Below are 12,604 nucleotides of genomic sequence, written 5' to 3'. Positions count from 1 at the left end.
AGAAACGTTAAAAAAAGGACGAAATATTCAAAAATAAATTACAAAAACTAATTATCCTGTATCTACCTCTATACAAAGTACGGATTTTACGAAATAATATTGTTTGATAGCTCTTTCAACGATAATGATATATATAAATATAATTATTTTTAGGAAGAGAATATATAAGAAAGGAGTAATACATTGCTACGTATACAAAGAGGGTACATGTACGATCCAGATGATAATAAAGTAATTGTTAATGAAATTTTCTATGATGCTACATCTGAACAAAAGCTAGGAAGCAAAATGGGTGTGTTCGATGCAGTTAAACTACCTACTGCTATTTTTCAAAAAGTTCAAGAAAATGAAAGTATGTCCTACATGGAAAGTATAGAAGTAGAAGAGGGAAACCTAAAAGAAATACTTTGTTATTTAGAGAAGAATCAAAAGCCAGACAAACTCTATTTTGAACTGCAGTACATGAAGTAACACAAAGAACTGAAAATAAGAGGGGATTTATAGCAGGGGAAACAGGGGCATTATTAAACAATACATATAACAGCTGCATATAAAATTCCTTCTTAGCTTCATTCAATTAAAAACAATTGAATATAATATAAAAATAGCTTAATATAAACGTATATTTATTGTTTATTTGATTCCGTTTATTCCCACACCTTACGTGTTGTGGTTGAGTTGTAGAAACAAGTTGTGTTCTTGTTTCAATTGTGAAAGGGCTTCTTTGAGCCGATTAGTGTATATATAGCTTATTTTGCTATGCACATTTTAATCGACTTAAAGAAGCCCTTTTTGTGTTGTCTTCGAGTTCGGAATCACTTATACATAGACCCTCAGGGCTAATAATATGCTAAATGGAATAAGCACATCGATTGTGCTTTTTTTGTTTAATTTAGAGGAGAGATCATATGGAGTTTTACAGAGTATGGCATAAGAAAAAGAATATAAGAGTGATTTGTGCTCGTAATTCTTATGAAGCTGTAGGTTTTTATTTAATGGAGACGTACCACGATTGCGATTGTGTGGAATACTTAAACGTACAAAAATTAAGTACATCCGAACAAATTAAAGTTATGCATAATGGACATGAAGTGTTAAGAACATTACAAGACATATGTAGTGAGAGGAAATTTACTAACATCCCTTGTACCGTAGTAGAGATACTAAAATAATCAAGGGTGAGAGGGGTCTAGTATTTAGGTATTACAACTGAAAAAATAATGTGAATAAATAGCACATAATTTGTGCTTTTTTTATTTGGAAAAGGGGATATTTATAATGAAATATGAACATGCAATTACATTAGATAAACCAGTATTATCACTAGGGGAAATTATATCAATTTTTCAAAAGAAAGAAGTCACCGAACCAATTAGAAGACGTGAACTTATTATTTGTAAAGATACTGTGAGTATTATTGAGGATCGAATGAAAAACTTCGATATCAACTATTATGATTATAGGGACTTTATTATGGAATAAGAGTTTCATGATTGTGATGATGACTATGATTTCGAATTTCAAAGAAGAATTTTTGAATATATATATGGAAATCCGTGCGAAATAGAGGATTGTTTCCAAGAATGGGGGCACTTTCTTATTAAAGCAATGGAATCAAAGAAAGAAATAGTAAAATTTGAATATATAAGACCTTCATCTATACCTCCTACAGACAAAGAACTAGAGCGAGTAGAGCATTATAAAAGAAAAGCAATAGAATGCAGTGAACTATTTAATATTCCATATGAAACATTAAAAACTATATTAAAAGAATCCCCCCATACTGTTATTGAGATCATTCAAAACATAGAATTGGAGGAAACAAGGATAATAGAGAAACTACCTGCACATTTAGACGTACAATTTGCTTATAAAGAAGAATCGCAGGAATTCTATATATACTATGGAGAAAAACACTTACCAGGTCTTTATAGTCTCTTACAATTGTTAAAGATTTTTGAATTTGACAGCAAAGAAAGAGATTAATTTCTAATTTATAGTAAACTAGATAAAGAATGGAATATGAAAATTAAGAACTAGGGTATTTATATACGTAAGATACTTGTTGCAATGCTAAAAGCACAAGGGATTAGAATGTGAAACTTGAGAGGAGTACTTTAATATGATTACAGTTAACCGAGGATATATGTACGATCCGGAAGATAATGAAGTCTTAATTACTGAGATTTATTATGAAGCTGCTACAGATACTAAGCTAGGAAGTAAGATGGATAACTTATCTTACACAGTTGTACCTAATGAAATTAAAGAAAAAATAGAAGCAGCTGCTTCCTTATCCTATATGGAGAGCATTGAGATGTCAAAGCAACTAGCTGTTGTATATCAAAATGAAATTAACATGTATGGAAAACCGGGGAAATTGTACTTTGAGTATACAAATATTTAAGAGGGGAAAAGACATTGAACGTATTTGTTCAATGTCTTTTTTAATTATAAAATCTTCTTTTAAATAATTAATATGGTTTTAATCCAAAAAAATTATTGAAGTAGTATTTTATTTACAATATCAAATTCATCCAATCTCATATGTTTTAAATAGTTAGACGTAGCTGGATGATTTATTACTTCAGAACAAAAGTGACAATTATTAACATATTGTTTATCTTTAAACAATCTCTTAAGTTCGTTTGGTAATCTATCGTAAACTCCTTTTGGCCCTTCATGTTCAATTATTTTGTAGAGATCATTGTTCCTTTGATTAAGTAGTTCTTCAAAATTATTTTGATTTAAGTTACCTACAGACAGATTTTTACTTGTCCCAACTGAACAGCACGTTAACACTTCACCATTTGGCCACATAGTGAATATATTTTGTGCTGAACAGCAATTAGGTAAATCCTCAATTTTTTTGGTATCCGTTGTCTTTAATTTGGAGTTTCTAGGTGGTATTACCCATCTATACATAACCTTAAAATTAGTTTTACTTTGTAACTCTTTTATTAAAGCTTTCGTCTTCTGCTCCGTAGCCGTTGATAAAGAAGAATACATTACAACATCTAGCTCCAGTTTATTGCAAATCTTTATAAACATAAAAATATTATCAAGCGGAATATACTTCGAATGAAAATAGTCATAACTTATCGTGATTAGATCTAAATCATTAGCAATTAATTCAACTAGCCGTTCATATATTAATTCTTCGGAATCACACCACTTACAATTTGTAATCACTCTAGATTTTAAATTTAAACTCTTATTAAATTGGATAGCCTCTTTTAAAAAATCATATCTCAAAAATGGCTCTCCGCCTGTAAAATTAATATGTGTCAGCTTATATCTAGACGACATAAATTTAATGAGTTCCAATGTTTTATCAATAGATAAATTGTAATTTACATGTTCTTGAAAACAGTGAGCACATTTCGCATCGCAATCCCATGTTATTTGAAATGATAAATTCTTGTTTATCATTTTAATTGCCCCTTTCACAGCATTGACAAACAGAGAATCAATTACAACTGATTCTCTGTTTGTCAATTTTATTAATTGGATGGAGTTATGCCGGAGGATCTATAATAGGATCTCCACCACCTTCATCAGGAGGGTCAATACTCGAGGATATCTGATCCTCTGGAATTTCTTCTGATATTGCAAGTTGTATATTCGCTAGTAAAATAGGTGTTACTGTTACTTTATGTTCCCTCAAAAGTCTTGAAAGCATCGCTACAAACTCAACTCTTAAAAAACGATTTTCTCTAAATTCTTGTCTCAACTCCATGATCTCTTTCGGAAGATTATTATCCATAAACAAACGCTCCTTTCATCTGAATACAAGCCACTTAATACCATTAATTACCATTTTTTTTTTTAAAATCATGTTGATATGTAATCTAAGATTAAAATCTTGTTACAATAGCAAGTTGAACGTATAAAAAAGGTTTAAACGCATCATTTACAATACCTTCATATTTACTACGAAAGAGTGTGATTCTTGTTTCACTCTTTTACTTGCATTAAAAATAAAGATAGTATAATATACAGATATATTTATTGTTTAATTGATTCCGTTTATTCCCACACCTTTTTGTGTTGTGGTTGAGTTGTAGAAGCAAGTTGCGTCTTGTTTCATTTTTGAAAGGGCTTCTTTGAGCCGATTAGTGTATATATAGCTTATTTTGCTATACACATTATTAATCGACTTGAAGAAGCCCTTTTTGTGTTGTCTCCAAGTTTGGATTTATTTTAAAGCCAGCACTGTAGGCGATTATGTTATTACTTAGGGGGAACATCATGAAAATAATCATGGAAAAATCACAAGGATATTTACAAAACAATACTCATTTACATGGCATCATTGACGAAATTAAAGAACTAGCTAATCCATTATGGATCAGTTCTGTTGCAATGCTGCAAGCGCACAATCAAAATTTCAATACGAAAGCTACGACATTTAAGGATATTACCATTTCTGATTTAAGAGATTTGAAAGTAGGCTTAAGTCTCATTTATGCAGCAAGGAATATCAGTCGTGCAAGTATAGAAGAGTTGAATCAGCGCTTATCCATTCAATCCGGAAAGAATATTACTTCCTATGAGGATTGGCTGCTTCATGAAAACAGAGGAATTATATGTGAAATGATTGATGAATTTCGAAAGAAAGAGTGGATACACCCAGATTCGAAATAACAATTAATACAGGAGGATTATTATGACGAATATAATGGAAAGTTTACAAGCCGAATTTCCATTCGAACAATTAGGATGGAAAATTACACATGCATTCGAAAGCCAAGGGCGTTTTTTCGCGTATGTAGCTCCATTTGTTGACGCTCGCGCCATTCAGGACCGATTTGATGAAGTCTTTGGTATCGATAAATGGCAAGTGTCTTATGAAAAATGGGGTGAGAACGCAACGAAGTGTACCATCTCAGTGTTTTTGAATGAACGCTGGATATCAAAAGAGGATGGAAGTGAAGAGTCTGACTACAGTTCTGTAAAAGGCGGCTTTTCGAATAGTTTAAAAAGAGCTGCTGTACTTTGGGGCGTAGGAAGATATATCTACAATATAAAACCTTGTAAAGTAGAACTTACTACACGTAGTAATGGTCCAAATAGTATCTATGTTTCTTATCAAAAGAAAGGATATTATTTCACACCGCCTACTATGCTACAACTAAAGAATAAACAAGGAAGTTCACAGAAGGAACAATCAAACAGCCAAGCAAACCTAGAATTTTTAATTCAAGAAATGCAAAAGCTAGCCAAACCATTAGGAATCACATCTAAGGATATTCTGCGTGCTTATAATTATAATCATAATGCACAAGCAAAAACATTCGAGGATACAACGACTGGTGGATTAGAGGACATTATAACTCGTTTACGGTTGGTTCATGAGGCGATAGATATTAGTCATGGGAATGAGGAACAGCTTAATCGCTGGTTATCTACCTATATAACTGGCGATATCACGTCTTTTAGAGAATGGTTACTTCATAATCATGCAGAAGCCATTCATCAACTTATAGAACAGTTAAAAAAACAACAAAGCGCGTAAAGCTTTGTTTTATAGCAGGGAAACGAATGAACAGGATATGAGGTCTGTTCTTTTTTTATTACATTTTTGGAGGGAAACATTATGAAATTTACTATTAACCGTACTTTATTTATTGAAAAATTAGAGAAGGCTAGTGCTACTGTAGACGTTAAAAACCCAATGCCAGCATTACAAGGTGTTTTATTAGATTGTAACCAACAGGGAATGATTCTAATGGGTTCAGACGGTACAGAAACAGTGACATTAGTAACTCGCTTTAATGTAAACAGTGGGGATTGTACTGAACCGGGGAAAGTGCTTTTTTCAGCTGCTCCGGTCCTTAAAACGATTAAGAAATTCAAGAGTGAATTCATTGGTTTAGAACATAAAAACAACGAGCTGAAAATTGTAGAAAGTATGAAGAAACAGTTTAGCTTTTGTACCATGGATCATGAAGAATATCCTGAAATCAAAATTGAAGCAGGGGAAGACTGGATTTCACTTTCGCAAGAACAATTTGTATCAATGGCCAACGGAACATTACATGCTATTCCTGCAATGGATACACGTAAGATCCTAACCGGTGTGAACTTAAAATCAGTAGATGATAAGTTCTTTAGTACAGCAACTGATGCTCACCGTTTGGCCCGTTTACATTTTGATTGTACGAAGATCACTATCGCAAAAGATGGTGAAGTCTTGTTACCAATTAAGTCTCTTAAAACAGCTCTTAAGCTCTTTAATCGTGAAACAAATTTACAATTAAAGCTCATTAGTGATACACAGCTGTTAATACGTGGCGAAAGTATTATCTATCAGTCTAGATTACTAGCTGGTACATATCCCAATACGGCACGTATGGTACCCGACCAATTTAAAAGTGAAATACAACTATCACGTGAAGAATTTAAAAACACGTTGGAGCAGCTTTCAGCATTTTCTTCCCTAATCGTGCTTACGTCAGAAGGAAAAGAAAGTATCCATCTTAAACCACAAAATTCACAAGTAGGTACTGCAAGTGTAGAAATTCCATGTAATCAAGTAGAGTCATTTACATTGGCCTGTAATGTGGAATATCTGCTGCAAGCACTACAAACGATATCTTCTGAAACAATCGCGATAAAAATGATTAGTAATCAGAGACCTATCGTAGTAGTGGGAGCAGAGGATACAACTCACTCTAATCTGCAGTTAATTCTACCGGTTCGAGTGTAAGGGGGCATTCAAATGAGTATGGATCACAGTGACTTCTTTGACTTATTACAGTCAAAAGAAGTCCTTCCTAATAATCAAGAACTTCGTCAATCCTTTGAATCGCTTATAAATGGATTTATTGCGAACGAAATGCCTGATTTAGAAAACATATCATTAGAACATATAGATGAATTTGAAAAGCAATTTGAGCAGCTACGACATTATGTCACGTTTTATAGTGGTAATTCATTTCGGATAAGTGGCCCAGATTGTGTATTAAAGGAAATGCTACATTTACATCTTTTCACTGAACAACTTGAAGATGTAGAAAAGCAGGGGCTAGAAGATGAGATATTTATTTAATCAGGGAAATGAGATGAAAGTATACATTCGGATGCTACGCATACAAAAATTAATTCGCAAATATAACATCCCATTCTTAATCAATATCAATGATTTTCACAGGGACAGGTTGCATATAACAAGTGAACTATTATTCGAGTCGCTTGCGCGTTTTAACGAGCAAACACGTATATTTTGTCACTTTGCCTTCGGAACTGAAGAAGACCTGTTAGATGGGACGTTATTTAGCTCAGAAGACATGTATTCGAATTTCGCTTCGGATATTAGTTCTATGGCTGCGGAAGGATGTTACTTCGACACAGCTGGTTACTATCTATGTATAGGATCGAAACATATAACACAATCCGATTTTCAATTCGTGTTACATGAAATTTCGTTTAACACCTATCAAAGTGAAGCGTATCCCAGTCATATTTTGATTGAATTTCTAGAGGATGGTTATGAACAGTACTCATTTGATGAATGGGTACTTTCTTATTATGAAATTATAATCCGTCTTGCGGCAATGATCCGAGAAAAGACGAAGGGGAACCAGGTATGAAATTATTATTTACATACAATCAGCAGAAAGTAAGAAAGTATCTACTTTCGTTAAAAATACAAAAAAATGATCACTTACTGCATGAATTATTTGCAGATAAGAAACATCATGAAGAAATTTATATATTAGATTACTTAGAGAACTATAGAAAAATAGACTTCAGTAAAATTTCAGAACGCTCCATTCATCATGTAATGGCTGCTGTCTCCTATTTAGAAGAAGACTCAAATTTTTCAAATGAATTAATTGATTCACAATTACTACTAGAAATTTTTATGATTGTGCAAAATTCATTAGATATTGACCTTTCCTGCTTCTATTCATCGCAACTATATATTTTAGAACTTTTTATGCGTAAATATAGACTAGGAATTCCCGTATCTGAGTATTTTCCAACATATTTAGAACGAGATAATTTCGAAGAACACGATTGTGAGGAGTCATTTAACCGATGGGGTAATGATTTAATACAAGATATGAAATTAGGTCATGAAGAGGTAGACAACGATGATAAAAATCATCTAGCCAAATATTCGGATTTATTTCATACCTCCATGGAAGATTTAAACGGCATTGTTGCAAATGCTTGGAGTTCAATTGGAGAAATGTTTTCTAATATCAAGATAGAGGATCAAAGTTTCTTTCGTGCAATTCAAAATCAGTTTGATATACGTATGCTTTACCAAGCTGAAGAGGAAAAACTTTACCTTTTCTATGATGATGATACATATTTTCCAGCAATTAAACGAATTGAAATGTTACTTCGTATCTTTGAAGAGATACAGTTAGCAAAAAATATAGCAAGTTAGTACAGAGGGCCTGAAAATGAAGAAATTATTTGGATATTCATCTAATGTAGCGATGTCAAATTATTTACTATCACTTAAGTTAAACAAAACTTATAGCATCGTAAATTTGGAACAAATTAAGCAAAGATACCAAGAGGAAATATATATATTAGAAAGTCTTTCAAAAGATATAGAGATAGAGATAGAGATAGATTTCGACAAAATCTCTCATGAGGCAATCGGTAAAATCCTAACTTGTGTGGATTTTTTAGATGCAAATCAAACATTAAGTTGGGAGGACGTAGAATCCACAGATACGATTGTTATCTTCTTACTTTCTATGAACCTGTTACACATAAATCTATCTTGCTTTTATCCGTGTCAATTTCATTACTTACATTACTTTAAAAGAATGCATTCGCTTTCGATTAATGTAACACAGTATTCTCCTGTGTACTTAGAGCAAGAGAATATTTATGAATTAGACCATGAAGAAGAATTTGTGAATTTGGGTACGGACATGATCGAAGAAATGGGCTTAGAAGCTTTTCCTATTGAAGAGGAAGAAGAGTATGAAACGCTCTCTACACTATTCGACATACCATTAAAGGAAGTACAGAAAGTAGCAGAGGACACATGGGGTGCTATAGCTGAAACAATAGAAGGCATATCACCAAAACATAAAGAAAAAATTTCTAAATTACTAGATTGTTATCCAGTAAAGTATTCTTACCAAATTGATGAAGAATCTCTTTATCTCTATTATGGCGAGGAACCATTATACGGACCATATAAATTTGAGATGTTACTAGATTTATTGGAAACAATCTTTACGCAGGGGGAACCAACACATGAAGACAGTAGCAATATTTGATGCTTTAGAGCCAAAAGGAATTGTAACCATTCAACAATTTAACAATGAATTATCGCGTGGTGAAACTGCCGTTACTTTTAAGGACTTTTATTTAGCTTTAAAAGAAGTGATGGAGCAAGGTACACAAGATAATACCCATTACTCTAGTGGTGTACTCCCAAAAGGGTGTGTAAAACACGAGGTGTTGTCCAAGAGTGGTGATAAACAAGCTGTTTGGATTGAAGTACCAAAGGCTCAGTGGGATATTCAATTTTTTGAACGGCCGTTTCAACAAGTAGGCTTTCCACGTCTATTATTTCGTTATACGGTGTATCAAAAACGAGTTACGAATATCTCTGTCTTTGCTGTAAAAGAAGACATGGAATTAGAAGAAGGAATGAAACTATACCAATTTCCTTACTCTAATGTTCATGCTAATGGATCTGTATGTACGGGTAGAGTTATGATTCCTGAATTCCGGACTTTAAAAGATTTAGAAACATTTCATGTTTTATTCTTTGCAAGTTCATTCAACCATGACCTTACAAACACTCATACGGAACCAGTAGGAGAGTTATTTAAACGATTTGAAAACCAAAGTTTTTCTGATTCCATTCTAATAGAATCAGAAAAGACTTTTTAAAAAATAGCAGGATCAATTACAAGCAAATATACTAGGAGGATTATTTATTATGACAAACTTATTCGATTTTTTTGATATGGAAACAAAAGTAGAGGAAACAACAGTACCGGTGAAAAAAGCTGCATCAGAGCAAGCCACTGCTAAGAAGGAAGAGAAGAAGGAGAAAGCAAAAGATAAGACAAAGAGTGGTAAGAAACCTAAGGCTTCAAAAGCTACAGATTGTCTAGATAAAATCAATACAACAACGGTGGTTCGTCACGTAGTATTTGGAGATATACCGTTAGTAGATTGGTTTACAGAAGAAGAAATTACACATGGAATTGCTGTTCAAAATGGAGATTCCACAGATGTAAGAAAAATAGAAGCAGAGGACATTCGCGTGAAATTAGAGCAACGTTATCCTTCGTTCGTTAAAGACTTAACAGTCATTAAACATCACGAAGATACAAATGCATTAATTCCGATTTTAACTGTCGGTGCTAAAGGAGCAAGTACTGTAGAGGGACAATCCATTTCAGATTGTCCTTTTTCTTTTCTAAGTACTTGGCGTGATCACTTTTTACCTGAGGATTTTATTCCGAGGACTCTATTAATGGACTTTATTATTATTGCACAGTCCATTTCTCGTAAATGTGATTGCGAATTGCATGCTGATATCTATTTCAATAAAGAGCGTGGTTATTTTATGGACTTCCCACGCCAGCAGGTAGCGACTGAAATTGTAATCCCAGAAACGAATATAGAGATGCAGTCTATTGCTATGAAAGTAATGGAGATACACAGCCATCATCGTTTTACTGCTGAACCAAGTGATTTAGATGATCAAAGTGAACGGGCTCCTATTCTCTATGCAATAATCGGCAGAATAGAGGATGTTTTCCCTGAACTACGTGTACGCACTTGTATCGATGGGGAATTTCATTCTATTAACCCTAACTTTATTTTTGCAGGAGAATATGCAACGAAAGGGTTAAGCCAAAATTACGATCTAAGCGGGATTACACTTTTAAAATAAATACACAAGGGGGCGTAAAGGAGACATATTTTCATGTCTCCTTCTTTATTATGACAACATTAAAAACGTTTCACGTATCGATGTTTACAAAGATAAAACATTACATGTTATTTCTTACAAAGGATGAACGTGTTTTAGGGGAACCACATCATGACTATGAGCTATTTCAATTTATGTGCCAGTTAGAGATGAATAACATATATGAAGCACTAGAAGAACAAGGGAATGATACCTATATTGATTTAAACGCGCATCAAGTATATGTACATACACTTATTGAGCAGGTGAATTTACTTCAATATGCTGTATCCATTGTGCAAGAGAAAGGAGTCGTTCATGCTGCATCGATACTATTGATGCATTCATTTGACTTGTATACCGTGCATAGGATTACAAATTTATCAATTCCATTTCTACGAAATTTAGAGAATACACAATCAAAAGAAAATTAGGGGGATATAAAATGAGTATTGTTATTGATATTGCAGAAGGAAAGAAGATTGTACCGCATATTGTATTAGTAGGTGCTGGAGGAAACGGAGGCTTAATTTTACAACATATTGCTCAAATGATGAGTATTTTCCAACTAGATGGAGAAATTGTAGTTGCAGATCCAGACATAATTGAAACCAAGAACCTTGGAAATCAACTCTTTATTCGACCTGATGTTGGTAAATACAAAGCGGAGGTACTGGCTCGTCGATATAAAGCTGGCTATAACGTTCCTATCTCTTCCTATACGTCACAGTACATAGAAGACATAGAAACAATGCAGCAGTTGTTTGGTAATAAATACGATTTATTAAAAAAACAACATAAAGACGACTTTTTGTATCTGCCAATTGTGATTGGAGCAGTAGATAATATGTTTTCTCGTGAGGTCTTTCATCAATTCTTCCATCAATCGGATAATCTTATTTACATCGATATAGGGAATACAGCTGTAACCGTTCCTGATAATTGGAGAGAAGTAGATAAAAGACATTGGACATCTCAACAAATAGCCGATTATAAAAACAGTGGTTATAACGGTCAAGCAGTATGTGGGATTAAACTGAATGGCGAGGTCATTCTTTCTCCGCTTGGCGACTTATTCCCAGACGCTTTTATGAAGAAAGAAACGGCACCAAGTCAATTAAGTTGTTCCGAATTAGCTGCTTCAGAACCACAGCGCGTTATTACAAATAAATTCGCTGCCATGACTGTTGCACAATTCGTCAACGAACTCTTTGATGAAGGTACCGTATCGAATCACTATATCATTTTCCAAGCTCAAAAGGCTTTTATGAAAGCAGCACCAATTGGGGAGTAATGATATAGGAGGGGACAAAATGAGAGTGTATCAATTAGATTCCACTCAATTACAACGTACATTAACACCGACAAACATGTGTAATGGTGTTCTACAATACTACCAATATAAACAGTATACCGTTGTATCTGTACTGGATTTATCAAAGTATGATTCTGAAATGATACCATTGCTTCTGGCTTGTTTAGCAGAGGCCTTGATTCATTTCAATCCGGATTCTTTTTTTGCTAAGGATGAATCTAGCCTCTTATATTGGTGTAGAAAGAACTTCAAAGGATTTCATAGTATCTCTGACGATGGATTTTTACAAGATTTCAAGCAGGTATACGAATGTTATCAAGCATTGCAGAACGTTGGGAAACAAGAGGGAAATATAAAAATAAATATGTAATAGCAAG

17 protein-coding genes and 1 pseudogene are annotated in these 12,604 nt (G+C 33.5%); 16 read left to right on the top strand and 2 right to left on the bottom strand.

The window, feature by feature from the left end; translation table 11 throughout:
* Positions 1-183: 183 nt before the first annotated feature.
* From AC0IXC_RS22800 to AC0IXC_RS22785, 4 genes and pseudogenes are all read left to right on the top strand, one after another.
* Entirely contained in the window at positions 184-471 is a 288-nt protein-coding gene (locus AC0IXC_RS22800) for a hypothetical protein (RefSeq protein WP_427328113.1), read from the top strand.
* A gap of 437 nt (positions 472-908) precedes the next feature.
* The gene (locus AC0IXC_RS22795; protein ID WP_471653379.1) at positions 909-1,172 is read left to right on the top strand and encodes a hypothetical protein; all 264 of its coding nucleotides are present in this window, start codon (positions 909-911) and stop codon (positions 1,170-1,172) included.
* A 106-nt stretch (positions 1,173-1,278) separates the two neighbouring features.
* Positions 1,279-1,986, top strand: a pseudogene (locus AC0IXC_RS22790) (hypothetical protein).
* A 136-nt stretch (positions 1,987-2,122) separates the two neighbouring features.
* Complete coding sequence (locus AC0IXC_RS22785; RefSeq protein WP_471653378.1) at positions 2,123-2,407, top strand: hypothetical protein; 285 nt, start codon at positions 2,123-2,125, stop codon at positions 2,405-2,407.
* Positions 2,408-2,499: 92 nt separating this feature from the next.
* Here AC0IXC_RS22785 and AC0IXC_RS22780 read toward each other — a convergent pair whose 3' ends face one another.
* Together AC0IXC_RS22780 and AC0IXC_RS22775 are read right to left on the bottom strand one after the other, a co-directional pair.
* Positions 2,500-3,432, bottom strand: coding sequence for a radical SAM protein (locus tag AC0IXC_RS22780; protein WP_367633349.1), 933 nt, complete (start codon positions 3,430-3,432; stop codon positions 2,500-2,502).
* 85 nt (positions 3,433-3,517) lie between these two features.
* On the bottom strand, positions 3,518-3,766 hold the full coding sequence (locus AC0IXC_RS22775; RefSeq protein ID WP_471653377.1) for a hypothetical protein: 249 nt from the start codon (positions 3,764-3,766) through the stop codon (positions 3,518-3,520).
* A 485-nt stretch (positions 3,767-4,251) separates the two neighbouring features.
* Between AC0IXC_RS22775 and AC0IXC_RS22770 the strand changes: the two genes are divergently transcribed.
* From AC0IXC_RS22770 to AC0IXC_RS22715, 12 genes are all read left to right on the top strand, one after another.
* The gene (locus AC0IXC_RS22770; RefSeq protein WP_471653376.1) at positions 4,252-4,647 is read left to right on the top strand and encodes a hypothetical protein; all 396 of its coding nucleotides are present in this window, start codon (positions 4,252-4,254) and stop codon (positions 4,645-4,647) included.
* Between the two features lie 22 nt (positions 4,648-4,669).
* Complete coding sequence (locus AC0IXC_RS22765; protein WP_471653375.1) at positions 4,670-5,518, top strand: Rad52/Rad22 family DNA repair protein; 849 nt, start codon at positions 4,670-4,672, stop codon at positions 5,516-5,518.
* Positions 5,519-5,599: 81 nt separating this feature from the next.
* Entirely contained in the window at positions 5,600-6,712 is a 1,113-nt protein-coding gene (gene dnaN, locus AC0IXC_RS22760; RefSeq protein ID WP_471653480.1) for a DNA polymerase III subunit beta, read from the top strand.
* Positions 6,713-6,724: 12 nt separating this feature from the next.
* Positions 6,725-7,054 carry a hypothetical protein gene (locus AC0IXC_RS22755; RefSeq protein WP_016095219.1) on the top strand — a complete coding sequence of 110 codons (330 nt, stop codon included), beginning with the start codon at positions 6,725-6,727 and terminating at the stop codon, positions 7,052-7,054.
* Positions 7,038-7,595, top strand: coding sequence for a hypothetical protein (locus AC0IXC_RS22750; protein WP_471653374.1), 558 nt, complete (start codon positions 7,038-7,040; stop codon positions 7,593-7,595). Before AC0IXC_RS22755 ends, AC0IXC_RS22750 begins: the two co-directional genes overlap by 17 nt.
* Entirely contained in the window at positions 7,592-8,404 is an 813-nt protein-coding gene (locus AC0IXC_RS22745) for a hypothetical protein (protein WP_471653373.1), read from the top strand. The genes AC0IXC_RS22750 and AC0IXC_RS22745 overlap by 4 nt, the downstream gene beginning before the upstream one ends.
* A gap of 16 nt (positions 8,405-8,420) precedes the next feature.
* Positions 8,421-9,257 (top strand): hypothetical protein, encoded by an 837-nt coding sequence (locus AC0IXC_RS22740; protein WP_471653372.1) that lies wholly within the window; start codon positions 8,421-8,423, stop codon positions 9,255-9,257.
* A complete protein-coding gene (locus tag AC0IXC_RS22735) occupies positions 9,235-9,879 on the top strand; it encodes a hypothetical protein (protein WP_471653371.1) in 645 nt (214 codons plus the stop codon). The genes AC0IXC_RS22740 and AC0IXC_RS22735 overlap by 23 nt, the downstream gene beginning before the upstream one ends.
* Before the next feature lie 49 nt (positions 9,880-9,928).
* A complete protein-coding gene (locus AC0IXC_RS22730) occupies positions 9,929-10,894 on the top strand; it encodes a hypothetical protein (RefSeq protein WP_471653370.1) in 966 nt (321 codons plus the stop codon).
* 50 nt (positions 10,895-10,944) lie between these two features.
* Positions 10,945-11,346 carry a hypothetical protein gene (locus tag AC0IXC_RS22725; RefSeq protein WP_341308394.1) on the top strand — a complete coding sequence of 134 codons (402 nt, stop codon included), beginning with the start codon at positions 10,945-10,947 and terminating at the stop codon, positions 11,344-11,346.
* A gap of 11 nt (positions 11,347-11,357) precedes the next feature.
* Positions 11,358-12,206: a ThiF family adenylyltransferase gene (locus AC0IXC_RS22720; RefSeq protein WP_471653369.1), complete on the top strand. Its 849-nt coding sequence runs from the start codon at positions 11,358-11,360 to the stop codon at positions 12,204-12,206.
* 19 nt (positions 12,207-12,225) lie between these two features.
* A complete protein-coding gene (locus AC0IXC_RS22715) occupies positions 12,226-12,597 on the top strand; it encodes a hypothetical protein (protein ID WP_471653368.1) in 372 nt (123 codons plus the stop codon).
* Positions 12,598-12,604 lie beyond the last annotated feature (7 nt).

It is taken from the genome of Bacillus sp. AC266 (assembly GCF_979253805.1).
This window is presented reverse-complemented; position numbering and strand designations above follow the sequence as displayed.